Below are 23,130 nucleotides of genomic sequence, written 5' to 3'. Positions count from 1 at the left end.
GCCGAACGTGCACGTTGGGTTGCAGACACAACGTAGACATTAGCGTGACGATGTCAGCTCGCTTCGTCGACAGGACCGTTCGCGACGGCTCTTTCCGTCAGGGTGCTCCGACGTGGCCACGCGTCGACACGCTGGACCTCGGGCACCTCGCCGTCGAAGATCTCCAGGTCATGGAGCTTGCGGGCCGTCACTCCCACCCGGGTGTCCATCGACGAGACCGTCAGGTTGAACGAATCGACCGCCTTGCCGAGCTGATTGCCGAGCCGGTCGAGGTGCGAACCCACCACACCGAGCCGTTGGTACAGCTCACGGCCCAGCCGGTGGATGGTCGCGGCGTCGCGGGAGAGCGCTTCCTGCCGCCAGGTGTGGGCGATCGTGCGCAGCAGCGCGACGAGCGTGGTCGGTGTGGCGAGGATGACGTTCCGGGTGAAGGCGTGCTCGAGCAGATCGGGATCGGCGGCCAGCGCGGCGTCGAGAAAAGGGTCCCCGGGCACGAACAACACGACGAACTCGGGCGTCGGGTCGAAGGACTCCCAGTAGGCCTTGGCCGACAGCTGGTCGACGTGGGTACGCAGCTGCCGCGCGTGGCGCGTGAGGTGACGGTCGCGCTCGTCGGGATCCTCGGACTCGGCCGCGTCCAGATAGGCGGCGAAAGGCACCTTCGCGTCGACGACGATCTGCTTACCGCCGGCGAGATAGACCAGCAGGTCGGGCCGCACCCCCGCCTTGCTCACCTGGGTGTCGAAGTCGCAGTGCCGCACCATCCCGGCGAGCTCGACGACGCGTTCGAGCTGGATCTCACCCCACCGCCCGCGCACCTGCGGCGCGCGCAGCGCGGTGACCAGCTGCTGGGTGCGCGTGGACAGCAGCTGAGACGCGCGGTGCATGCCTTCGACCTGCTCGCTCAGGCCCGCATAGGCGTGCACGCGGTTGCGTTCGACGTGCTCGACCTGCCGGGCGAGCGCCCCCACCGCCTCGTTCAGCGGGCCGACGAGCCGCGACACCTGGTCGCCGATGGCACCGGACTGCCGTCTGGCGGCATCCTCGCTCACTGCCGCGAGCGATTGACGCAACTGCTCCTCGTTGTCGCGCAATGCCGCCAGCCGGGCCTCGGCACGGGCTGCGCGTTCGCCGTCGCGGGAGGCTCGGAGCAGCCAGCCGAGCACCACCCCGAGACCGAGCGCGACGAGCAGGCCGAGTGCCGTGAGTGCTGTCATGTGGCGGATGATGCCGTAACGATGCGACATCCACCCGACATCCGGGGATGTCGGTCCTCTCCTCTACCGTCTGTCACATGCGGATCCTGCACACCTCCGACTGGCACATCGGCCGCACTTTCCACGGTGTCGACCTGCTCGCCGATCAGGCGCGTGCGCTGCGAGCCATCGCCGACCTCGTGGTCGAACGCGGGATCGACGTGGTGGTCGTGCCGGGCGACGTGTACGACCGGTCCATCCCCAGTTCCGACGCGGTGGCCGTGTGCAATGCCGGCCTCGAGGCCATCCGCGAAGCGGGAGCGATCATCGTCGCCACCTCCGGCAACCACGACTCGCCGGTCCGGCTCGGAGCCGGCGCCGCCTTCGCGGCGCACGGCGGTCTGCACCTGATCACCCGCGTGTCGCAGATCGACGACCCGGTCGTCCTGCACGACGAGCACGGCCCGGTCCGCTTCTACGGCATCCCGTATCTCGAGCCCGAGATCACCCGGTCCGAGCTCGGCGTTCCCGAGGCCCGCTCACACCAGCAGATCCTCGACGCGGCGATGGAACGTGTGCGCGCCGACGCCGCGGGTCGCGACGGCCGCACCGTGGTCCTGGCCCACGCCTTCGTCGTCGGCGGCGAGCCCAGCGACTCCGAGCGGTCCATCTCCGTGGGCGGTGTCGAGACGGTCGCCGCGTCGTCGTTCGAGGGCGCCGACTATGTCGCGCTGGGCCACCTGCACTCCCCGCAGACGGTGAGCGAGACGGTCCGGTACTCGGGTTCGCCGTTGCCGTACTCCTTCGGCGAGCGCTCGCACCGCAAGGCGGTGTTCGTCGTCGATCTCGACGCATCGGGTGCCGCCTCGGTCGAGCGCGTGGATCTTCCGGTGATCCGCGAACTCACCCGCCTCGAAGGCGAACTCGACGATCTGCTCGCCGACCCGGCGCATGCCGACGTCGAGGAGCACTACGTCTCCGCGGTGCTGACCGACGCGATCCGCCCGCTCGACGCCATGCGTCGTCTGCAGGAACGGTTCTCCTACGCCGTGCATGTCGAGTGGCGGCGACCGGCCGGGTCCACGGAGGGCAGCTATCGCGACAAGGTGCGCGGACGCAGCGACCGCGACATCGCTGCGTCGTTCCTCACCGATGTGCGTTCCGAACCGTCCGATCGCGAATGCGGCTGGATCGACGACGCGTTGCGGGAGGTCGACCGCCGTCGCGGTATCGGCGACGAGACCGACCCGTCGTGGCGAACGGACGTGCCGGCATGAGACTGCACCACCTCGAGATCACGGCCTTCGGCCCGTTCGCCGACACCGTCGAGATCGACTTCGACGAACTCGGCGCCGACGGACTGTTCCTGCTGCACGGTCAGACGGGCGCGGGCAAGACGTCGATCCTCGACGCGGTCGCATTCGCGCTCTACGGCACCGTCCCCGGGGCGCGCGCCGACGGTCGCCGGTTGCTGTCCGACCACGCGCGTGTGGGCGCGGTGCCGAAGGTCCGGCTCGAGGCGACCGTCGCGGGTCGCCGGCTGTCCATCGAACGCAGCCCCGAGTTCGAGCGCCCGAAGCTGCGCGGCACCGGCACGATCAAGCAACAGGCCAAGGCGAATCTCACGTGGCTCGACGGGTCGGGGGAGAATCTGTCGCGGATCCAGGAGATCGGCGACGTCGTCAAGTCGCTTCTGGGGATGAGCGCCGAACAGTTCTTCCAGGTGGTGCTTCTTCCGCAGGGCGATTTCGCCCGGTTCCTCCGCGCCGGCAGTGAAGAGCGCGGCAGGCTGCTCGAGCGATTGTTCGACACCACCCGTTTCGGCGACGTCGAACAATGGTTCCGCGATCGCCGGGGGGTCGGAACGAAACTGCTTGCCGAGCAACAGAAGAAGGTCGAAGTACTGGCCGCGAAGGTCGCGGCGTCCGCCGGGATCGAAGCGGGTGCGGACGCCGACCCGGTGGAGTGGGCCGGTCGGCTTCTCGCCGACGCCGCCGAGAACCGCGATGCCGCCGCCGCGGCGCTCGCGCGGGTTCGCGCCGTCGATGAGGCGAATCGGCGTAGGTTCGACGAGACCGTCGCTCTTGCCGACCGGCTCCGGAGGCGGCGCGACGCACTGGACGTCCTCGCCGAACTCGAGCAGACGCAGTCACAGCGTGCCGCCATGGCGGCCGAACGCGACGCCGCGCATCGAGCGGTGAGCGTGGCCGTCGTCGATCGGGAAGCCGACCGCCTCGCACGCGAGGCCGAGGCGGCTGCCGCCCGTGCCGAGGCAGCTGCGGCGCCGCTCGGGAACGACGACGAAGGCCGCGAGTTGCTCGCCGCGATCGGGCCCACGCCGTCCGCCGCCGATCGCGACATCATCCGTCCACGCTGCGAGCAATGGTCCTCGGAGGCAGCGCATCTCGACGTACTCCTCGACCGCCGGCGCCGTCTCGCCGAGATCGAAGCCGAGCAAGGCAAGCTCGCCGGACACCGCCGTGCCCTCACCGATGAGCGGCAGCAGGTGATCGACGAGCGCGCCGCGCTGCCCGAGCGGTCGGCCGCCGCCGTCGATGCGGTCGCCGAGGCCGAGCGGGCAGCGGCCATGCTCGCGGGTCTGTCCACCGCACGCGACCACGCCGCCGACGCACTCGACGCCGCCACCGAACTCGCTTCGCGCCGAATCGAACTCGACCGTCTCGAAGGCCGGGTGCTGCAGTTGCACTCCGAGTTCAACGACGCGCGCGATGCGCACCTCGACGTCCGGCAACGGCGGATCGACGGGATGGCCGCCGAACTCGCGGCACGTCTCACCGACGGAGAACCGTGCACGGTCTGCGGTTCCACCGAACATCCCGCGCCCGCCCGCCCCGCCCCCGACACTGCGACGAAAGCCGACGAGGAACGCGCCCACGCTGCCGAGCAACGCGCCGCCACCGCGCTGGCCGAGGCGCGCGAGGCCGTCACCGAACTCTCCGGGATCGTCGCTGTTCTCCGGCAGCGTTGCGCCGACGCCGAACTTGCCGAGCTCACCGTTGCCCATGCCGAGGCGGTTCGCGCCCACGACGAGGCCGCGACCGTCGCGGGTCGGCTCGACCGTCTGCGCGCGGCGGTCGAGGATCTACGCAAACGCGACACCGTCCTGGCCGAACAGGAGAAGCGGCTCGACGCCGAACTGTCGGATCTCGCCCGCGAGGACGCAGTCCGCACGGCCGAGATCACCGAGATCCGGGAGCGCATCGTCGAGGCCGTCGGCGACCTCGATCTGCTCGCCCCGCGACGCAGGGCGGTCGCCGCCTTCTCCGCCGCCGCGACCGCACTTCTCGACGCCCGCTCCGCGGCTCTCCAGGCGCGGACGGCTGCCGACGAGCGTGCCGCCGATGCCTGCACCGCCGCCGTCGAGGCGGGCTTCGCCGACCTCGACAGTGCACTCGCCGCGGTCCGGCGGCCCGAGCGATTCGCCGAGATCGACCGTGTCCTGCGCGCCGCCGACGACGAACGCGCCGTCGCCACCTCCACGCTGAACGACCCCGCGATCGCCGCCCTCACCGGAGACGAGGTCGCCGACGTGACGGCGGCCCGCACGGTGGTGGACGACGGTGCCGCCGCGGTCGAGGCCGCCCTGAGCGCGGCCACCGAGGCCGAGCGCCGGCGCCTCGACATCGAGACCTACACCCGGCGGCTCGAGCGCGCCTGCGCCGAACTCGCTCCGCTGCTCGACGAGCACGCCGAGCTGTCCGCGCTCGCCGACGTCGTGGCCGGGATGGGCTCGAACGCCAAGAAGATGTCGCTCCGCTCGTACGTGCTCGCGGCGCGACTCGAGGAGGTCGCCGACGCGGCCTCCGAGCGACTCCGCAGGATGTCCGGTGGCCGTTACGAATTCGTGCACTCCGACGCGGCCGAGAGTCGTGGCCGTCGTGGCGGTCTCGGCCTCGACATCCACGACGAGTACACGGGCGCCGTGCGGTCGACGAAGACGTTGTCGGGAGGAGAGTCCTTCCAGGCGTCGCTCGCGCTCGCCCTCGGGCTCGCCGACGTCGTTGCCGCCGAGGCCGGTGGGCTCGTGCTCGACACGATGTTCATCGACGAAGGGTTCGGCTCGCTCGACGCCGACTCCCTCGAGGCCGTCATGGGTGTGCTCGACGAACTACGTGCGGGAGGCCGCGTGGTGGGCGTGGTGAGTCACGTCGACGAGATGCGCCAGCGCATCCCGAGCAGGCTGCACGTGATCCGTGGCCGCTCGGGATCCACCGTTCGCGTGGCGAGCTGACCGCCCCTCACTCCTCGGAGGCGGCCGGCTCCGGCGGGGCGGGCTTGGGGTTCTTCGGATCGGGCACCGAGGTATCGCCCGGAGCCGGTAGCGCCTTCGTCTCCTCCTGGCCCTCGTTGGCGCGCTCGTCGATCTGCTCACCGATGTAGCGGATGACGACCGCAGCCACCGCCGCGACGGGTACGGCCAGGAACGCGCCGACGATACCGAACAACGACGAGCCCGCAGTCACCGCGAGCAGCACCACCGCCGCGTGCAAATTCATCGACCGCGACTGCAGCACAGGCTGCAGCACGTTCCCCTCGATCTGCTGAACCGCAAGGATGAGGACCAGCACGATGAGGGCAGTGGTGAAGCCGTTGGCGACCAGCGCCACGAGAACGGCCAATGCGCCTGCGACGAACGCGCCGACGATAGGAATGAACCCGCCGATGAAGGTGAGGATCGCCAGCACGGGTGCGAGCGGAACTCCGAGGATCACCAGGCCGATACCGATGAAGAGCGCGTCGATGAAGCTCACCAGTGCCTGGGTGCGGATGAACCCGCCGAGCGTGTCCCACATGCGGCCGAGTACCTCTTCGAGGTGACGTCCGGCGCGGCCACCGCTCACGCGGTGCAACCACGGCAGGAACCGCGGCCCGTCCTTGATGAAGAAGAACGTCAGGACGAGCACCAGACCGAGCGTCACGAGCAGCGACCCTGCTGTGCTCACGCCGGTGAAGACACCACCGGCGATCGTGGCGGCGCTGCCCTGCACCCGTTCGACGACGGCGTTGACCGCGTTGTCGAGTTGCTCGTCGCGCAGATTGATCGGCGGCCCCTTCACCCAGTCCTGCACGGTGTTGATGCCCTGGGTCGCCTTATTGGCCAGATCGGGTACCTGATCGATCACCGATGGCACGATGCCGGCGATGATGCCGCCGACGACGGCGAAGAACATGACCAGGGTGAGACCGGCAGCAGCTGCCGGTGGCACTCCCCGCTTGGTCATGCCCCGGGTCGGGGGCCACAGGATGGTGGAGACCACGATCGCGAGCGCGACCGGCAGCACGATCACCCACATCTTCTCGATGATCCAGCCGATCACCACGGCGGCAGCAGCGATGACGACGAGGCAGGCCGACCACTTGGCGAGCCAGATTCCGCCCGTGCCCAGCATGCTTCCCCGGTCGGGTTTCGCCGACGGCTTCTCACTGTTGCGTCCGCTGGGCGCGGTCTTCGATTCGGTCAACGACGGTCCTTCCGACATGTATCGAGCTCGATACCGATCGACAGTCGCCAATCTACGGTCACCGAGCGCCGCGCGTGGTCCGGACGACACGCCGGAAACGGCGGTGAAGGGTCCCCGGCCGTGGCATTCTCGAAACGTGACGAACCGAACGAGCCCGACCCGGCGCCTGCGTATACCTGCGGCGGCCGTGGCGATCGCTGCCGCCTTCGCGCTCACCGCGTGCAGCTCCGACGACAGTTCCAGCAACGAGGACGTGCGCTCGTCGGCGGATGTCGCGGTCACGAGTGTTCAGGAGCAGGCGGAGGGCGCGATCTCGTCGGTGCAGAGCGTCGCGTCCAGCGCGGCCGAGCGGGCCGGCGACATTTTCGACGAGGCGAAGCTCGACGTCTTCGTCGCGGCCTTCCGCACCGGCTATCCGCAACTGTCGGCCGACCGGGAGACGCAGGACATCGAGTCCATCGTCACCGAGACCTGTCCTCTCATCGATGAAGGTGCATCCGACCAGGAAGTGAACGCGAAAGTTCAGGAAGTCGCGACCAACGGGTCGACCGTGCCCGACGAGGATCAGGCTGCGCGCATCGCGCAACTGGTGCGCGTGGCGTGCGGGTGAAGTGAGCCGGGGGAGGCCGCGTAGAATACCGATTCCGTGAGCCTTACCCTCGGAATCGTCGGTCTTCCCAATGTCGGCAAGTCGACGCTGTTCAATGCGCTGACCAAGAACGATGTGCTGGCCGCGAACTATCCGTTCGCCACCATCGAGCCCAATGTCGGCGTCGTCGAACTGCCCGATCCGCGGCTGAACCGGCTCGCAGAGATCTTCGGTTCCGAGCGCATCCTCCCGGCGACCGTCTCGTTCGTCGACATCGCCGGCATCGTGAAGGGCGCCTCCGCGGGTGAGGGCATGGGCAACAAGTTCCTTGCCAACATCCGCGAAGCCGACGCCATCTGCCAGGTCGTGCGCGTGTTCGACGACCCGGACGTGGTCCACGTCGACGGCAAGGTCGACCCGATGGCCGACATCGAGGTCATCGCGACCGAGCTGATCCTCGCCGACCTGGAGACGATCGAGCGGGCACTGCCGCGGCTCGAGAAGGAATCCCGGAAGAACAAGGAACTTGTCGCCCAGCTGGAGGAGACGAAGAAGGCGCAGGCGATCCTCGAGGACGGCCGCACCATCTTCTCCGCCCAGGCCGAGGTGAAGAGCGAGCTGCTGCGCGAGCTGCACCTGCTCACCGCCAAGCCGTTCCTGTATGTCTTCAATGCCGACGAGGCGGTCCTCACCAACGAGGAACGCAAGGAGGAGCTGTGTAAGGCCGTCGCTCCGGCCGACGCCGTCTTCCTCGACGCCAAGGTCGAGTCCGAGCTCCTCGAGCTCGACGAGGACGAGGCGATGGAACTGCTCGAATCCATCGGCCAGACCGAGGCCGGTCTGAAGCAGCTCGCGCGCGCCGGTTTCCACACCCTCGGTCTGCAGACCTATCTGACGGCCGGTCCGAAGGAATCGCGCGCCTGGACCATCCGCAAGGGCGACACGGCCCCCAAGGCGGCCGGCGTGATCCACACCGACTTCGAACGCGGCTTCATCAAGGCCGAGATCGTCTCCTTTGCCGACCTCGACGCGGCAGGCTCGATGGCCGAGGCGAAGGCCAAGGGCAAGGTCCGCATGGAAGGCAAGGACTACGTCATGGCCGACGGCGACGTGGTGGAGTTCCGCTTCAACGTCTGACGAACGACATCGGGGCGTTCCTCCGTAGTCATCCACATTTCGGTGTTCTCGACCCCGTATATCGAGGTCGGGAACACCGAAATCGTTTCGGCGCTCCCCATTCCGTAGCCGTGGCAGGAACTGCCCGCCGTGCCGACGGAATCAACCGTGCCGAGCGACGTCTTCGCAGAGGATGCTCGGCCACTGTGCGAGATCGGCGGGGGTGTACGCGATCTCCAGTTTCGCGTGGGGGAGCAGGCCCACCAGCGCCTCCGCCGTGGACACCGGGTGGGCGGGATCGTCGATCCACGCCAGCACCCTCACCGGAATGTCGATGCCGGACACGGCCTCCGGATCGGGCAGGTCGCTCAGTGCGGCGCCCCGGAACAGCGACGGCAGCAGTTGTTCGGTGACGTCGGGGACGGTGTCGGGCGCGTCGACGGTGGCCGGTAATCGGGGTGCATTCAGATCGCGGGTGAGGAACGCTGCCAATCCTTGCTGCTCGATCAGATCGGCGGCGGCCCGGTATTCGGCGGCCTTGGCGGCGCGGGTGGCCCAGGCCGTCGCCGGCACCAGCAGTGTGAGGCTGCTGAAGCGCTCCGGATCCTTCACCGCCGCGTGCAGCAGGGTCCCGGTGCCCATCGACGGCCCGACCCCGTGCACCCGCTCGCCGGGGAAGTAGTGGTCGAGCAGCCGCAGCAGGTCGTCGGCCAGTACCGGCCAGCGGTAGTCCTCCGGCACCGCACGCCCGGTCGAGTGGCCGTGCCCCCGTGCGTCGTAGCGCAGCAGTCGGGTGCCGCTGAGCCCACGGCCCAGGTCGAGGTGCATGAGGCGGTCGCGGTGACGGCTCGAGGTCAGGCCGTGGAGCTGGACGACCGGGTGACCACCCTCGTCGCTCAGCTCCACGTCGAGCTCGGCCCCCGGCACACTGAAGGTCGGCACGTCGTCTCCCGATGTCGGAAAGCAGTTGCTGGAGAAGGCGCCTAGGATACCCGGCATGCGGCTGACAAATGTGGCGCACCTGCGCCTGCCGTTCGGCCGACTGCTCGGTTACGACGTCATCGTCGCGGGGCTCGGCCGGGCGCTTCCTGTGTCGTTCGACCAGCGGCGGCACGTCGGCGCGGGTAATCGTCCCGGCTCCTGGATGGCTCTGTCCTTCCGTCTGTTCGAGCCGGTCTCGCCCGACGACCTCGCGGCCGCGTGGCTGGCGGTGATCGCGCGGCACGGCACTCTACGCTCGGTGTTCACCCACGGCGACGATGGTGAGCCGCGCCTGCACGAGGCCGAGATCCGCCCGGGCGGCTGGGTCGAACATCCGATCGGTCCCGGTCAGGCCGTCAACGACGCCCTCCGGGACGTCCTCGACAGCGCATGTTCGCCCTACAACCGGCCGTCGCACCGGCTGTGCGTGCTCGAGACCGCTACGGAACCGACCGTCGTGGTGGCTGCCGATCACTCGCACGTCGACATGTGGTCCATGCTGGTGATCGCCCGCGACCTGCTCGCCGCCCTCGCCGCCGTGCGCGCGGGACGGGAACCGTCCCTGCCGCCGACACCGGCCTTCGCGGAACACACCCGGGCACTGCAGGACCGTCCGGCCGCACCCGCCGAGGTCCACGAGCGCTGGGCCGAGGTGCTCGCTGCCAGCGGCGACGTGATGCCGCGCTTCCCGCTCTCCCTCGGAGTGGCGGGCCTCCAACGCGAACGCGTGGAGGTGCGCGACGTGCTCGACGTCGACGACAGTGCCGCCTTCTCCGCCCAGGCCGCGGACGACGGGGTGTCCACCCTCGCGCTGGTGGTCGCGGCCATGACCGAGGTGACCCTCGAACTGGCCGGATCCCCGTTACGGGCAGTGTTCCCGGTGCACAGCCGCTACGACGCCACGTGGCACGACTCCGTCGGTTGGTTCATCACCAATTCGGTGCTCGAATCGTCCGTCCCCGAACCTCGTGCGTCCGCGGACGCGGTCAAGGAGGCGGTTCGCCTTGGATCCTGGCCTTTCGAGGACATTCTGCGCCCGTGGGGTGGGATGCCGGAGGCCCCGGGCATGTTCGCGATCTCCTGGCTGGATCTGCGCAGGCTTCCCGTCCGGGTCGACGCCACCGGCCTCGAGGCGCAGTACGTCGGCGCGACCATCCGCACCGACGGGGTGATGTTGTGGTTCATCCTCGACGAGTCGGGTCTGCACCTGCGGTGCCGCTATCCCGACACCGTCGAGGCCCGACGGCACGTCGGTGGCTGGCTGGACCTGCTCATCGCCCGGTTGCAGGCCCGCGCCCGCGAATCGGTCGGCGGGCAGATCCGGTTGGGCGACAGGAGCTATCGGGTGCAACGTGCCAGCCGATCCGACGTACCGGCGATCGTCGGTCTGCTCTCCGACGACGAGCAGACCCCCTGCGACGGTGCGGAACTCGCCCGTTACGAAGAGGCCTACGACGCCGTCGCCCGCGACCCCTCGCACTATCTCGCGGTGGTGCGCGACGAGGTCGGCAGGATCGTCGGCACGATGCAGTTGACGATCGTGCCGGGTCTGTTCCGTGGTGGTGCCACCCGCCTGCTCGTCGAAGGAATCCGGGTCGCCTCGTCCGAACGTTCCCGCGGCATCGGCACGGCCATGCTCGAGTGGGCTCACGATCACGGCCGCAACCGGGGTGCCACGCTCGCGCAGATCGCCGTGGACCCGGCCGACGAGCAGGCCCGGGCGTTCGGCGCGCGGCTCGGCTACGGCTGCACCCACGCCGGATTCGAGCGGGCGCTCTGACGTCGGGCGGCTCGATGGCCGAGGCGAACGCCCGCGGCGAGGTCCGCATGGAGAGCAGGGACTACGTCATGGCCGACGGCGACGCGGTGGAACTCCGCTTCGTCGTGTAGCGCGTCCTGTGCCGATCCGGATCCGTTCCAGTGGACGTGGGGCTGCCGCGCGCGACAAGATGACGGACGACGTACTCCGCGTCCGCGCCGGCCCCGCCGACGAGCATCGACCGGAACGACGACTGGAAACACAGACCGGTGAAGTACAGACCGGGCACCGAAGGGACCACGCCGTGTTCCTCGCGCGGCCAGCCATCCGTGTCGAGCACCGGTAGGTCGATCCAGTCGTAGTTCTGGCGGAATCCGGTGCACCACACCACATTCGTCACGTCGAGAATCCGGCCGTCGGACAGGGCGGGACGGAGTTCGGCCACGCCGGTCACCCGCTCGGTGATCCGGGTGACGCCGCGCGCGGCCAGTTCCCGTCGGCGGATCCGCAGCAGTGGCGCGCCGTGACGCCGTTCGTCCTCGCGAGCATGTCGTCCCATCGGGGTGCGTACGGACAGCACATGTCCCCACACGAACCACAGGACCGGGAACAACACGCGCATGGCGGGACTGTCCACACGCACCGGCAACTGCCCGGTGTCGCGTCCGCACAGGATCGTTGGATGGGATGCCGCCAGCTCGTAGGCGATCTCGCTGCCGGAATGAGAAGCCCCCACGACGAGCACCGGACCGTCACGCAACTGCGACGGATCGTGATACTCGCTCGAATGCAACTGCACAATGCCGGGATCCAGTTCGGAAGCGAAGTCGGGGACGCGTGGGGTTCGACCGAACGTGCCCGTGGCCACGACGACGTTGTTCGCCTCGATCCGTGTGTCGCCGCAGTCGAGGACGAACCGGTCGCCGTCGCGGGAGAGTCGGCGCACCCGGGTGCTGCCGAGCACGGGCAGGTCGAATCGGGTGGCATAGGACTCGAGATAGTCGGCAACCTCGTCCTTGGTGGGGGAGCGGTGCGGGTCGCCCGGGAACGGCATGCCGGGCAGTCCGTCGTACCCGGCGGGGCTGTACAGGTGCAACGAATCCCAATGGCAGCGCCAGTTGTCACCGATCCGCGGGTTCGCGTCGACGATGAGGAACGAACGCCCCCGCCGGGCGAGATGGTACGCGGCGGACAGGCCTGCTTGACCTGCGCCGATCACGACGGTGTCGATCTGTCGGGGTGCGCTGTGGATGGTCATGACGACTCCCTGAGGAGAGGAACTGTACCGACGACGTTAGGCGTCGCTGCTCATCGGTCGCGTCGGGCGAGATATGCAACCGGGGTGACGGCGTATGGGTAGTTCTACCCATTCAGAGCAAGCGATGCTCGTACGCGTAGGCCGTCGCCGCCGATCGTGACGACACGTCGAGCTTGACGAATATATTGCTCACATGCCGGGCCACCGTCTTCTCGCTGAGGACGAACTCGTCGGCGATGGCTCGATTGGTCTTGCCGGTGGCAACGGCCCGCAATACCTGGACCTCGCGGGGAGTCAGTCCGTTCGGTGCGTTCGCGACGGTGGGAACGCGGAGCTCACGCAGATCCGGCAGCGCATGCAGATCATGGAAGACCGATGCTGCCGAGTCGAATTCGAGCCGGGCAGCATCGTCGTCGCCGAGGGCGGCACAACATCGGCCCTGCAGTACGCGTACCCGGGCGCGTTCGTAGGGTGCGCCGAGTTCGCGCCAGCGTCTGCCGGATCGTCGCAGCCGGTCGAGGGCGCCGTTGGGGTCACCTTCGGCGAGCAGAACCGCGCCCTGTGCGTGGTCGGCGATCGCTGCCAGTGCCGGGGCGTCCTGTGTTCGGGTCAGCGCATCGAGCTCATCGGCGCTGCGGCGCGCGGCGGCGACGTCCCCTGTGGCGAGCGCTATCTCCGTGTGGGCGGCCAGCATCCGCGGTCGGTCGAGATTCGACGATTCGCCGAGACCTCGCAGGATCCCGGCGACCGCTGCGGTGGTGTCGCCTTGTCGCAGGCGCAGTAGAGCCAGACCTGGTTGCACTTCCTGTCCGTACATGCCCGCGGATCGGTAGGCGGCGTCCGCCTCGGTGAACTCGCCGCGCAAACGGTGCAGTTCGCCCTGCTCGTACAAGGCCATGCCCATCGCGGGCTGTCCCGGAGGATCCGAAAGTCTTTGTAGTGCAAGGAGGGCAACATCCATGGCCTGGGACCACTCGCCGTCGAGTTGCATCATCTGTGCGCGATGAACGAGGCACTGCCCCCGGAACGGCACGAGGCCGGACTGGTCGTCGCACCACCGGCCGAGCGCATGGGTCCACTCCCTCGCCCGTTGAAAATGGTATGTGCTGTAGCAGGTTTCGATGACCGCGCAATAGACCAGCCCGGAGACGACCGGCGAGACCTCGCCCAGACCGACAGCGACGAGGACCTCGTCGAGTGTGCGCAGCCCACCGGCGACGTCGCCGAGCAGGACGCGGCACTGCCCGATACCCAGTGAACTCAGCGCGAGGAGGTCGGCGTCGCGGCACGTCCGCCCGATCTGCTGGGCTACGGTGAACACCGGAAGCGCCTCGGCGGGCCGGTTCGCGTGCATGTTCTGTACGGCCGCCGGAAGCATGAGGAAGCCGCTGATGGCGCAGTCCGGTCGCTCCGGAATGCCCGACTGTCGGGCCCGCTCCAACCAACCGCCTGCCCGCGCTACTTCACCGCGTCCCATCAGGAGGAAACACAGCCAGAACGCGCTGCGGCCCGCGCTCTCGGTTTCACCGGCTTCGAGATGCGCGGTGAAAGCGCGTTCGTACAGCGCGACGCTGTCGTCGTCGTGGCCCGTGAGGTATGCGGTCCGGGCGAACAGATCGAGGTCGTCCGCGGGCAGGCCGGCGAGTGTGTCGGCGTTACGGAATCCGTCGAAGGCGCGCGGCCAGTCGCGAGCGCAAAACGCTGCCCGCGCGTGGTTCAGGACCGTCGACCTGCCCATCTTCGCTCCCGCGATCGAGCGCCGCAGACACTGGCTGATTGTGATCCTACGCCCGCGGACCTCTGCACGACTGCCGGGGCGGACGGCCGGATCACGACGGTCGCATGCCCGCCAGGACGATCGATATCAATCGCGGCACGACATTCGGCGTCACTTCGCGGATGGCGTCGGGAAGGGGGCGGGTGATCAGACCGATTGCCAGGACCAGTTCCAATGCGTCGAGGTCGGGACGCACGATGCCGGCGGCCCGCACCGCGTCGAGCAGTTCCTCGACCCCGGCGAGCGTCCGGGCCTGAGCGTCGCGCACCGCTCCGGAGATCTCGTCCGTCACGAACTCGGCGAGCGTCGCCGAGAGAGCGCCCAGGTCGAGTTCGACCAGCCGTTGCACGTAGCCCACCCACGCATCCTCGGGTGACGAGCCGACCCGCTCCAGGCCTTCGGTGCCCGCTGCGTGCATGTCGCCGAGGATCGCCAGCGCGACCTCGTCCGCCAGCGCGGCCCGGGATTCGAAGTTCCGGTAGAGGGTAGCGATGCCGACACCGGCGGCCTCCGCGACCGCTTCGAGTGCGACGTCGCTCCCGTGGGCTGCGAACAGCCGACGGGCCTCCTGGACGATCAGCTGACGGCGCTTTGCTGCATCGGCGCGCATCGGTTGCCTTCCTTCCGGGCTGGGCTGTGAGGAACTTCGCTTGACATCCCCATCCTAATCGGAGGATTATTCTCCGTTATAAGTGGAGGAAAATCATCCACTTAAGAACGGTTCGGACAAGGAAGACGCGATGGCAGACGCTGCTACGACGACAGTTCCCGGCGCGGGTGACTCCACCGCGCGCAAGCATCATCCCGCCCTGACGCTGGTGGGAATGACGTGCGGGCTCGGAGTGATCCTGGTGTTGATGCTGGTGGTCTTCATCATGCCGTCGCTGAAGAGTGGACCGCACGACCTGCAGGTCGGTGTCGTAGGAACATCCTCGGCAGCAGACCAATTCGAGACGTCACTCGCGGCGGCTGCCCCCGACGCCTACACCTCGCAGCGTTTCTCCTCCGAGCAGGAACTACGCGATGCCATCCGCGACCGTGACGTCATCGGAGGGTTCGTGGTCGACGAGTCGGGCGTTCGCACACTGGTCGCCGGTGCGGGGTCGACGGCCATCTCCGGTTCGCTCGCCGGGACGGCTCAGGCGGTCGGCGGCGCGCTCGGGGTCGAGGTGACCGTCGAAGACGTCGTCCCGCTGCCGGACTCCGACCCCACGGGTGTCGGCATCGGCGGCCTCGCGTTCCCGCTCGTCTTCGGTGGCATCGTCCCGGTCGTCGCATTCCGGAAGATCCTGCCGCACAGCGTCGGCTGGTACCTGACCGGTCTGCTCGTCTTCGCCGCAGCCGGGGGAATCGTGGTTTCGTCCGTGCTCACCTTCGCCTTCGGAAGTATCGAATCCGCCTTCTGGCCGGTCGTGGGGTCCATGGCCCTCGGCATCGCTGCGCTTGCTCTTCCGCTGGCCGGGCTGCAGAAAGCCTTCGGTGCCAAAGGGTTCACCCTCGGTGCGATGGCCATGATGTTCCTCGGAAATCCACTGGCCGGTATCTCGACGACGTCGGCGTGGCTGCCGTCCGGACTCGGTACGTTCGGTCAGATCCTTCCCCCGGGCGCGGCCGGAACCCTCGTGCGCTCGGCCGCATACTTCGACGGTGCCGGCGGATTCGTCGCATTCTGGACCCTCGTCGCATGGATCGTCGTGGGACTCCTGCTCTATGCGGTCGGTACGCGAGGTGCCGCGGGCGAAGAGATGCCAGAGCGTCCGTCCGGGTAGATGCCGGTCCAGGCGTCACGTGGAGGCCTTCTCGGTCTTCGGTGACAGTCTGCCGAGCACCACACTCCCGACGATGCCGACGACGATCATGCCGATCCCGACGGCGTCGGGAATCGAATCGGTGACCCAACCGAAGATCCCCGCGACCAGCACGAACGTCGGCAACCAGTCGATCAGCTCCAGAAGCGACGGCGCGGGTTCGGCCGCCCCGTGCGATGCCGCGTCCTTCGCGCCCGCGTAGTCCGGATAGAACTCGGTGAAGGCCACCGCGAAGAAGATCGCTGCGAGTTGGAGCACCCAACCGGTCCAGAAGTTGCCCGGGTCGCGCATCACGGCGTCGCCGATGAGCCCGACGACGGCGGAGAAGGTGAATGCTCCGGCCCAGACCGCGGAGATCACGTAGTTGATCTTCGTGAACAGCGGGGACGACCAATATTCTTGGGGAGTCTCCTCTTTCGCGTAGGGGAGGGTAAACGGCCTACGCGCGATCAGGGTGGCGATCACGAACACCGCGAGCGCGATGTTGGTGAGTTCGCCGGCCCAGATCTCCATCCAGTCGATGACACCGTCCGAGGCGATCAGGCCCACCGCGGCCAGCACGACGAAGAATGCGGCACCGAAGACATCGAGGGCGTGGATCTTGATGCCGCGCCGCGTGCCCACCCACATCGTCAACAGGACCAGACCGAGAGCGAAACACACCGCTTCCTCGAACCGTCCCGGAGCCGACAGGACGGACATGAGAATCCACGGTGCGATACCCGACAGCGGTGACCGGAGGTAACCGTCGACGATCTTGGTCATGCCTACCAGCGTATTTCGTGGAGCCGGACACGTCGGAGTTTTCGGAGGATCGAGCAGGAATCCGCTCGGACCCTCAGCCTTCCGGGAGCGGTGCTTCGTCCAGGATGCGCTGCGTGACGAACCGACGTTCGGTTCCGGACAGAGGGTCGACGAATTCCAGTTCCCGCGCGAGAAGTTGGAGCGGGAGCGAATGGTCGTCCGGTGTCTCGGGCAACAGGACGGGATACCAGTGATCGCCGAGGATTCCGATCCCGAGCGCCGCGAGGTGCACTCGCAACTGATGCATCCGACCGGTGTGCGGGCGGAGAAGAGTATGCAGGACGGCTCGTCCCGACCTGCTCACACCGGCCCCGAGCACCTCGATCAGCGTCTCGGAGTTGGGTTCACGGGTGTCGTCGACGACGACGCGCAACTCGCCGCGACGCGACTCGATGTGATTGCGGTACAGCACGGGTGCCGGACGTCCCGCGATCTGCCGCGCTGTCGGATCCCACTCGGCCGGAAGAGCCGACACCGCCTCGTACACCTTGGTGACCCGGCGCTTCTCGAACAGTGACTGGTAGGCACCGCGGGTCGCGGGCCGGGCCGAGAACATCACCAGTCCGGCGGTCGCCCGGTCGAGGCGGTGGATCGGAGTCAGGTCCGGGTTCTCGAGGCGGGTGCGTAGCCGGACGAGGGCCGACTCACGCAGGTACCGCCCACCCGGCGTGGTCGGCAGGAAGTGCGGTTTGTCGACGACGACGAGGTCGTCGTCGATATGCAGGATCTCCTCGTGGAACGGCACCGGTTCCTCGACGGGCAGATCGCGGTAGTACCAGACGAATCGGTGTGTGCCGAGCTCGGTGCCGCGACCGATGGGCTCTCCGTCGATGCCCACGATCTCGCCGGCGTCGAACCGCCGGTAGAGATCGTCGGCGTCCAGGTGATCGAATCTCGCGACGACGTACTCGGCGACGGTCGCCCACGGGCCGGAGGTCGGAACACGCAGTCGCGTGGGTCCGACCCCGCTCCTGACGGGCAACGGCGAGGGCATCGGCACGGGCACCATCCTCCCATCGACCGCGACGTGAGCTGCGCCTCGGGTCATCGGCGACGATGCGATCAGAGCTTGTCGAGATCCGGGCACTGCGCTCCGCGCATGCTCGCCGGGGACGTCCCGCACCGTTCTGCCACCATGTCCGCATGACTGCACCGGCCCGGCTCGGCATCCCGACCGGCACGCTCGCACTGCTGGCTGCCCTGTACTTCGCGCAGGGCCTGCCGTACGGGTTCTTCACCCAGGCGCTTCCGGTGGTGCTCCGTGAGTCCGGCTTCTCGCTGATCGCGATCAGCGCGACCGGCGTGCTGTTCGCCCCGTGGGCGCTGAAGTTCCTGTGGGCGCCGTACGTCGACCACTACGGGACCCGACGGCAGTGGCTGCTCTCGCTCCAACTCGCGGCGTCGGCGGTGTCGTTGATCCTGGCGTGCCTCGACCTGTCGTCGACGCTGCGGTGGCTGCTCGTCGGCATCGCGGTCGTCAACGCCCTCTCGGCCACGCAGGACGTCGCGACCGACGGTCTGGCCGTGCAACTGCTCGGACCGAAACAACGCGGGCTGGGGAACGGCATCCAGGTCGGCGCGTACCGCATCGGGATGATCGTCGGCGGGGGAGCGCTGCTGTGGGTGTTCTCCCTCGCCGGTTGGCGCAGCCTGTTCCTCGCGATGGCGTTCCTGCTGTTGCTGACGACGATCCCGGTGTGGCGGCTGCCGCGCACGGAGCGACGGGCCACGCCGGATCGGGAACCGAGAAGCGCGACCCGCATGACGGTCGCGTGGTGGGCGCGTCTGCGCCGCCCCGGCATGCTCGCGTTCATCCTGCTCATCGGCGGCTTCAAGTTCGGCGACTCGATGGGTTCGGCGATGGTCGGGCCGTTCATGTCCGACTCCGGACTCACCCTCGGGCAGATCGCGCTGGTCAAGGGAGTGCTGTCCTCGGCAGGCGCCCTCGGCGGCGCCGCACTCGGTGGGTGGCTGTGCTTCCGTCGCGGTCGCCGGCAGGCCCTGCTGATCGGTGGCGTGACCCAGACGGCGAGTCTCGCGCTGTACGTCGTCGCGTCGCTCGGCTACGGCGGGTTCGGGCTCATCGTCTCCGCGAGCTTGGCCGAACACGTCCTCGGCGGTGCCGCGACGGTTGCGGTGTTCACGCTCATGATGGACGCCGCGGACAGGGACCACGCCGGCAGCGACTACACCCTGCTCGCGTGCGCGATCGTCGTCGTGCAGGGCATCGCGGGGTTCACCGCCGGTGTGGTCGGAGACGTGTTCGGCTATCCCGCGCTGTTCGGCACGAGCCTGGTGCTGTCGGGAATCGGATGCGCCGTCCTGCTGCTCGCCCTCGATCGGGGCATCGGACCGAGCGGGGTGCACGGTGTGTGGCGGAGCGGCGCGGGGCAGGCGGTCTCGCGTCCCCGGTGATCACCGGTACTGCTGATCACCGCGACCAGTACTGCAGCATCGGCTCCTCAGCGAGCACCGTCGACCCCTCGGAGATGATGAGAGCACTCGACGAGATGCTGTACTGCACACCGGCGTTCGTGGCAGTGAAACCGTCTCCTGAAGGCACGGGATCGTCGATCTCGATCGCTGCCCCGTCGTTCGTGCGGACGCCCTTGTAGTAGTACCGCCCGGCCCCGGTCTCGCACACCACGACGAGCGAGTCGGCCGTCTGCCCGATGGCGACAGCGGGATTCGTGTGGTTGCACCGTGCCTCGGGGATGCCGACGAAACCCTGGGGGTCGGTGTCCTCGGAGGCAGACACGGGCGGTAGCGGACGTGCGGGTCCGGTCGCGGGTGCGGGATTGCCGGTCGCCGTGAGTTCGAGGTCCTCGATCCGCAGGGCCACGTCGCCCGGAAGCACGGTGACGTAGCTGTTGCCCTGCACGATGCTGTTGGCCGTGATGCACTCGAAGTCGCCGGTCAGGCACGACAGCCGCTCCCAGTAGCCTCCGAGTGAATCCGTCGGGCGTAGCGCGTATTCGCCGGGAGCGATGTCCACCCCGACCTTCAGGGTGCCGTTGGTAGGGAAGCCGCTCGGGGCGGCGGACCGGCTCGCCTGTGCTCGCGGTGCGGGCGGATCCGTCTCCGTCGGCAGGGCCGCGGACGGCGACGCGGTGACCGTCACGGTGGACGGGGACGGACTCGCGGCGACGCCGCTCTCCGACCCCGGATCGGACGAGCGGGTCAGGACGACGACCAGAGCGGCGACCGCGGCGACGACGGCGACGAGCAGGGCACCGCCCACGAGCCACGGCCACTTCGGTCGTCGCGGCGGGGTCGGGGTGGGCCAGGGTGGCGGGGGAGCGCCGTAGCCGTAGCCGTATCCGTCCGGCGGAGGCTGCATCGACATCGGGGTCCCTTCGCTGTCGCGGTGGTGTGCCTCCTGATATCGCTGCCGATGTCTCCCGCTGTTACGTCACGCGGGGCGGGACTAGCCGGTGCGCTGCAGGTCGGTGCAGGAAAGGGTCAGTTCGGCGAGATCGTCGAGGGAGACGGGCAGCACCCGTGCGAGGGAGGCGATCGTCGCGAAGGCCGGCGTCGCCAGTCGTCCGGTCTCGATCTTCCGAAGGGTCTCCGGTGAGATGTCGGCGGCCCGGGCCACCTCGGTGAGCGTCCTGCTGCCTCGGGCTTCGCGCAGCCGTCCACCCAGGCGTTTGCCGGCGGCCAGCTGTTCCGGGGTCAGGGGGAGTCGCACCATGACCTGCAGTCTAACCGCGTCGGTATGAAAATACCGATCGTCGCGTTAGGGTGGTATTTAAATACCGTCTTGTGATCCTGAGGAGTACACCCGTGTTGGAACTGAAGACCCCCGGTGAGATCGCGGCAATGGATGTGACCGGTACGTTCATCGCCGAGTTGCTCGACGACTTGACGGGCCGCGCCCGTCCCGGCGTGAACCTGCTCGACCTCGAACAGCGCGCACGGGACATGATCGAGGAACGCGGCGCGGTCTCGTGCTACTGGGATTACGCGCCGTCGTTCGGAAGCGGACCGTTCCGCAACGTCATCTGCCTCTCCGTCAACGACGCAGTGCTGCACGGACTCCCGCACGACTACGTGCTCCGGGACGGCGATCTGCTCAGCATGGACATCGCCGTCTCGATCGGCGGCTGGGTCGCCGATTCGGCGCGCAGCATCATCGTCGGCGCGGAGCGTCCCGAGGACCGGCGTCTCGTCGAGGCGACCGAGGTGGCACTGGCCGCAGGCATCGCCGCTGCGCTCCCCGGCAACCGCCTGGGCGACATCTCTGCGGCGATCGGCGCCGTCGCAGCCGAGTACGGCTATCCCGTCAACACCGAGTTCGGTGGCCACGGACTCGGTCGCACCATGCACGAGGATCCGCACGTGGCGAACGCCGGGCGCAAGGGCCGCGGGCTCGTGCTCCGTCCCGGCCTGACGCTCGCCCTCGAACCGTGGTTCGCGGCGGGAACGGACAAGATCGTCTACGACCCCGACGGCTGGACCATCCGCTCCGCCGACGGTTCGCACACCGCGCACAGCGAACACACGATCGCGATCACCGAGGGTGAACCGCTGGTGCTGACGAAGCGAGAGCGGGTCACCGGATAGAGATGTCACCGAACAGAGGTGTCACCGAACAGTTCCGGACAACAGGAACATTCGGAGTAGACGCGCGGGTTTCCGTTCGGTCCGTTATGGTCGGTGCACCGACGGGCGAAAGGCGATGCCGATGCCGCTGTACGAGTTCCGATGCGCCGACTGCGGGCCGTTCGACGTCTCCCTTCCGATGAGCGAGGTCTCCTCGTCGACGCCGTGCCCGCAGTGTGCTCGGCAGGCTCGTCGTTCGCTCACCGCGCCCCGTCTCGGCCGGGGCGGTTCGGCGGCGATGCGCCTGCACGACGCCGCGGCGCGGACCGCCTCCGAACCCGACGTCGTCTCGGGTGCCCTCCCGGGTGCGCCGAGACGCCCGGCGCGGCCGGTCACCACCGATCCCCGACACCGATCGTTACCCCGCCCCTGATCGCACCGTCCCAGATCGTCACAGCCCTGATCCGTCACCGCTGCAGGAGGTCCCGTGCCCGACGTCGTGTTCCCCCTCGATTCGACCCGCCGGTTCACCGATCAGGAGAAGATCGGCCACAACCGTTGGCACCCGGACATCCCACCCGTCGCGACGCTGAAACCGGGGGATTCCTTCCGCGTGCACTGCCGCGAATGGTTCGATGGCGAGATCCACAACGACGATTCCGCCGACGACATCCGCAACGCTCCGCTGCACATCGTGCACGCGTTGTCGGGACCGTTCGCGGTGGAAGGGGCAAAGCCCGGCGACCTGCTGATCGTCGACATCCTCGACCTCGGCCCGATCCCGCAGGAGGATTCGGGTCCGCTCGCCGGGCAGGGCTGGGGCTACACCGGCATCTTCGCGAAGACGAACGGCGGGGGATTCCTCACCGACCAGTTCCCCGACGCCTACAAGGCGGTCTGGGACTTCTCCGGGCAGAAGGCGACGAGCCGCCATGTGCCCCATGTGTCGTTCACCGGCATCGTGCATCCCGGCCTGATGGGGACGGCGCCGTCGCACGAACTGCTGTCGACGTGGAACACACGGGAAGCCGCGCTGATCGCGACGGATCCCGACCGTGAACCGGCGCTGGCGCTGCCGCCCGAGCCGAACGGCGCGATTCTCGGCAGCCTGTCGGGCGCCGATTTCGACCGGGTCGCGGCCGAAGCGGCGCGCACCGCGCCGCCCCGGGAGAACGGCGGCAACCAGGACATCAAGAACCTCACGAAGGGAAGCCGGATCTTCTATCCGGTCTTCGTCGACGGCGCGAATCTGTCGGTCGGCGACCTGCACTTCTCGCAGGGTGACGGCGAGATCACCTTCTGCGGTGCCATCGAGATGGGCGGGTTCATCGACCTGCGCGTCGACCTGATCCCCGGTGGCATGGAGACCTACGGGGTGAGCGAGAACGCCATCTTCATGCCGGGCAACACCGACCCGCAGTACTCCGAGTGGCTCGCGTTCTCCGGCACGTCCGTGACGCTCGACGGCGAACAGCGGTATCTGGATTCGCAATTGGCGTACCAGCGGGCGTGTCTGCACGCCATCGACTATCTGACGAAATTCGGCTACAGCCCCGAGCAGGCGTATCTCCTGCTCGGGGCTGCACCCATCGAGGGACGCTTGTCGGGTGTCGTGGACATCCCGAATTCGTGTGCCACGGTATATCTTCCGACGGCGATCTTCGACTTCCCGGTCGCGCCCACCGCGTCCGGTCCGGTGACGATCGATCCGGGTATCGGAGCGCCGCGTTCGTCGGCGTGAGGGCCGCGAAAATCGTTTGTCCGGAGTGAGCGGTGCGCGTACCGTCCTCGGGTCGGTACATACGCGAACGAAA

20 protein-coding genes and 1 pseudogene are annotated in these 23,130 nt (G+C 68.4%); 11 read left to right on the top strand and 10 right to left on the bottom strand.

Going from position 1 to position 23,130, the window contains the following annotated elements; genetic code table 11:
• Positions 1–53: 53 nt before the first annotated feature.
• The gene (locus GON09_RS11945; protein WP_213931954.1) at positions 54–1,217 is read right to left on the bottom strand and encodes a DNA recombination protein RmuC; all 1,164 of its coding nucleotides are present in this window, start codon (positions 1,215–1,217) and stop codon (positions 54–56) included.
• 77 nt (positions 1,218–1,294) lie between these two features.
• Here GON09_RS11945 and GON09_RS11940 point away from each other — a divergent pair, with 77 nt between their 5' ends.
• Both GON09_RS11940 and GON09_RS11935 read left to right on the top strand, forming a co-directional pair.
• Positions 1,295–2,473 carry an exonuclease SbcCD subunit D gene (locus GON09_RS11940; RefSeq protein WP_213931953.1) on the top strand — a complete coding sequence of 393 codons (1,179 nt, stop codon included), beginning with the start codon at positions 1,295–1,297 and terminating at the stop codon, positions 2,471–2,473.
• Positions 2,470–5,448, top strand: coding sequence for an AAA family ATPase (locus GON09_RS11935; RefSeq protein WP_213931952.1), 2,979 nt, complete (start codon positions 2,470–2,472; stop codon positions 5,446–5,448). The genes GON09_RS11940 and GON09_RS11935 overlap by 4 nt, the downstream gene beginning before the upstream one ends.
• 7 nt (positions 5,449–5,455) lie before the next feature.
• Here GON09_RS11935 and GON09_RS11930 read toward each other — a convergent pair whose 3' ends face one another.
• Complete coding sequence (locus GON09_RS11930) at positions 5,456–6,697, bottom strand: AI-2E family transporter (RefSeq protein WP_213931951.1); 1,242 nt, start codon at positions 6,695–6,697, stop codon at positions 5,456–5,458.
• 154 nt (positions 6,698–6,851) lie between these two features.
• Between GON09_RS11930 and GON09_RS11925 the strand changes: the two genes are divergently transcribed.
• Complete coding sequence (locus GON09_RS11925) at positions 6,852–7,289, top strand: hypothetical protein (RefSeq protein WP_213934424.1); 438 nt, start codon at positions 6,852–6,854, stop codon at positions 7,287–7,289.
• A 36-nt stretch (positions 7,290–7,325) separates the two neighbouring features.
• Positions 7,326–8,405, top strand: a complete 1,080-nt coding sequence (gene ychF, locus GON09_RS11920) for a redox-regulated ATPase YchF (RefSeq protein WP_213931950.1) — start codon at positions 7,326–7,328, stop codon at positions 8,403–8,405.
• A gap of 141 nt (positions 8,406–8,546) precedes the next feature.
• Here the strand turns inward: ychF and GON09_RS11915 are convergent, their stop codons facing one another.
• Positions 8,547–9,326, bottom strand: a complete 780-nt coding sequence (locus GON09_RS11915; RefSeq protein ID WP_213931949.1) for an alpha/beta fold hydrolase — start codon at positions 9,324–9,326, stop codon at positions 8,547–8,549.
• A 55-nt stretch (positions 9,327–9,381) separates the two neighbouring features.
• On the opposite strand from GON09_RS11915, the gene GON09_RS11910 reads away from it, so the two are divergent.
• Together GON09_RS11910 and GON09_RS28980 are read left to right on the top strand one after the other, a co-directional pair.
• Positions 9,382–11,145: a GNAT family N-acetyltransferase gene (locus GON09_RS11910; RefSeq protein ID WP_213931948.1), complete on the top strand. Its 1,764-nt coding sequence runs from the start codon at positions 9,382–9,384 to the stop codon at positions 11,143–11,145.
• A pseudogene (locus tag GON09_RS28980) lies at positions 11,142–11,255 on the top strand (redox-regulated ATPase YchF); the annotation flags it as partial. The gene GON09_RS11910 and the pseudogene GON09_RS28980, both read left to right, overlap by 4 nt.
• Here GON09_RS28980 and GON09_RS11900 read toward each other — a convergent pair.
• The 3 genes from GON09_RS11900 to GON09_RS11890 all read right to left on the bottom strand — a co-directional run bounded on the left by GON09_RS11900 (position 11,207) and on the right by GON09_RS11890 (position 14,769).
• Complete coding sequence (locus tag GON09_RS11900; protein WP_213931947.1) at positions 11,207–12,382, bottom strand: flavin-containing monooxygenase; 1,176 nt, start codon at positions 12,380–12,382, stop codon at positions 11,207–11,209. The pseudogene GON09_RS28980 and the gene GON09_RS11900 sit on opposite strands and share 49 nt — an antisense overlap.
• A 112-nt stretch (positions 12,383–12,494) precedes the next feature.
• Positions 12,495–14,120 (bottom strand): helix-turn-helix domain-containing protein, encoded by a 1,626-nt coding sequence (locus GON09_RS11895; RefSeq protein ID WP_213931946.1) that lies wholly within the window; start codon positions 14,118–14,120, stop codon positions 12,495–12,497.
• Positions 14,121–14,211: 91 nt separating this feature from the next.
• The gene (locus tag GON09_RS11890; RefSeq protein ID WP_213931945.1) at positions 14,212–14,769 is read right to left on the bottom strand and encodes a TetR/AcrR family transcriptional regulator; all 558 of its coding nucleotides are present in this window, start codon (positions 14,767–14,769) and stop codon (positions 14,212–14,214) included.
• Between the two features lie 130 nt (positions 14,770–14,899).
• Here GON09_RS11890 and GON09_RS11885 point away from each other — a divergent pair, with 130 nt between their 5' ends.
• Positions 14,900–15,928, top strand: coding sequence for an ABC transporter permease (locus GON09_RS11885; RefSeq protein ID WP_213931944.1), 1,029 nt, complete (start codon positions 14,900–14,902; stop codon positions 15,926–15,928).
• Between the two features lie 15 nt (positions 15,929–15,943).
• Here GON09_RS11885 and GON09_RS11880 read toward each other — a convergent pair whose 3' ends face one another.
• Positions 15,944–16,732 carry a hypothetical protein gene (locus GON09_RS11880; RefSeq protein ID WP_213931943.1) on the bottom strand — a complete coding sequence of 263 codons (789 nt, stop codon included), beginning with the start codon at positions 16,730–16,732 and terminating at the stop codon, positions 15,944–15,946.
• A gap of 73 nt (positions 16,733–16,805) precedes the next feature.
• The gene (locus GON09_RS11875; RefSeq protein WP_213934423.1) at positions 16,806–17,780 is read right to left on the bottom strand and encodes a pseudouridine synthase; all 975 of its coding nucleotides are present in this window, start codon (positions 17,778–17,780) and stop codon (positions 16,806–16,808) included.
• A 134-nt stretch (positions 17,781–17,914) separates the two neighbouring features.
• Between GON09_RS11875 and GON09_RS11870 the strand changes: the two genes are divergently transcribed.
• Positions 17,915–19,186 carry an MFS transporter gene (locus GON09_RS11870; protein ID WP_213931942.1) on the top strand — a complete coding sequence of 424 codons (1,272 nt, stop codon included), beginning with the start codon at positions 17,915–17,917 and terminating at the stop codon, positions 19,184–19,186.
• A gap of 16 nt (positions 19,187–19,202) precedes the next feature.
• Here the strand turns inward: GON09_RS11870 and GON09_RS11865 are convergent, their stop codons facing one another.
• A complete protein-coding gene (locus GON09_RS11865; RefSeq protein ID WP_213931941.1) occupies positions 19,203–20,117 on the bottom strand; it encodes a hypothetical protein in 915 nt (304 codons plus the stop codon).
• An 81-nt stretch (positions 20,118–20,198) separates the two neighbouring features.
• Positions 20,199–20,465 (bottom strand): helix-turn-helix domain-containing protein, encoded by a 267-nt coding sequence (locus tag GON09_RS11860; protein WP_213931940.1) that lies wholly within the window; start codon positions 20,463–20,465, stop codon positions 20,199–20,201.
• 92 nt (positions 20,466–20,557) lie between these two features.
• Between GON09_RS11860 and map the strand changes: the two genes are divergently transcribed.
• The 3 genes from map (at position 20,558) to fmdA (ending at position 23,057) form a co-directional block, all read left to right on the top strand.
• Positions 20,558–21,337, top strand: a complete 780-nt coding sequence (gene map / locus GON09_RS11855) for a type I methionyl aminopeptidase (protein ID WP_213931939.1) — start codon at positions 20,558–20,560, stop codon at positions 21,335–21,337.
• A 121-nt stretch (positions 21,338–21,458) separates the two neighbouring features.
• A complete protein-coding gene (locus GON09_RS11850) occupies positions 21,459–21,749 on the top strand; it encodes an FmdB family zinc ribbon protein (protein ID WP_213931938.1) in 291 nt (96 codons plus the stop codon).
• A gap of 54 nt (positions 21,750–21,803) precedes the next feature.
• Positions 21,804–23,057, top strand: a complete 1,254-nt coding sequence (gene fmdA, locus GON09_RS11845; protein ID WP_213931937.1) for a formamidase — start codon at positions 21,804–21,806, stop codon at positions 23,055–23,057.
• Positions 23,058–23,130 lie beyond the last annotated feature (73 nt).

Source organism: Rhodococcus sp. B50 (genome assembly GCF_013602415.1).
Lineage (GTDB): Bacteria > Actinomycetota > Actinomycetes > Mycobacteriales > Mycobacteriaceae > Rhodococcus.
Note: the sequence above shows the minus strand (reverse complement) of the source record. Positions and strands in the feature narration are given on the sequence as shown.

Bases quoted from the DNA above. Each gene is read 5' to 3' on its own strand.
- GON09_RS11935 (WP_213931952.1), top strand. From the start codon at position 2,470: ATGAGACTGCACCACCTCGAGATCACGGCCTTCGGCCCGTTCGCCGAC.
- GON09_RS11860 (WP_213931940.1), bottom strand. From the start codon at position 20,465: ATGGTGCGACTCCCCCTGACCCCGGAACAGCTGGCCGCCGGCAAACGC.
- GON09_RS11880 (WP_213931943.1), bottom strand. From the start codon at position 16,732: ATGACCAAGATCGTCGACGGTTACCTCCGGTCACCGCTGTCGGGTATC.
- GON09_RS11895 (WP_213931946.1), bottom strand. From the start codon at position 14,120: ATGGGCAGGTCGACGGTCCTGAACCACGCGCGGGCAGCGTTTTGCGCT.
- GON09_RS11850 (WP_213931938.1), top strand. From the start codon at position 21,459: ATGCCGCTGTACGAGTTCCGATGCGCCGACTGCGGGCCGTTCGACGTC.
- GON09_RS11930 (WP_213931951.1), bottom strand. From the start codon at position 6,697: ATGTCGGAAGGACCGTCGTTGACCGAATCGAAGACCGCGCCCAGCGGA.
- GON09_RS11945 (WP_213931954.1), bottom strand. From the start codon at position 1,217: ATGACAGCACTCACGGCACTCGGCCTGCTCGTCGCGCTCGGTCTCGGG.
- GON09_RS11940 (WP_213931953.1), top strand. From the start codon at position 1,295: ATGCGGATCCTGCACACCTCCGACTGGCACATCGGCCGCACTTTCCAC.
- GON09_RS11865 (WP_213931941.1), bottom strand. From the start codon at position 20,117: ATGTCGATGCAGCCTCCGCCGGACGGATACGGCTACGGCTACGGCGCT.
- GON09_RS11890 (WP_213931945.1), bottom strand. From the start codon at position 14,769: ATGCGCGCCGATGCAGCAAAGCGCCGTCAGCTGATCGTCCAGGAGGCC.
- GON09_RS11875 (WP_213934423.1), bottom strand. From the start codon at position 17,780: ATGGTGCCCGTGCCGATGCCCTCGCCGTTGCCCGTCAGGAGCGGGGTC.
- GON09_RS11900 (WP_213931947.1), bottom strand. From the start codon at position 12,382: ATGACCATCCACAGCGCACCCCGACAGATCGACACCGTCGTGATCGGC.
- GON09_RS11870 (WP_213931942.1), top strand. From the start codon at position 17,915: ATGACTGCACCGGCCCGGCTCGGCATCCCGACCGGCACGCTCGCACTG.
- GON09_RS11910 (WP_213931948.1), top strand. From the start codon at position 9,382: ATGCGGCTGACAAATGTGGCGCACCTGCGCCTGCCGTTCGGCCGACTG.
- GON09_RS11885 (WP_213931944.1), top strand. From the start codon at position 14,900: ATGGCAGACGCTGCTACGACGACAGTTCCCGGCGCGGGTGACTCCACC.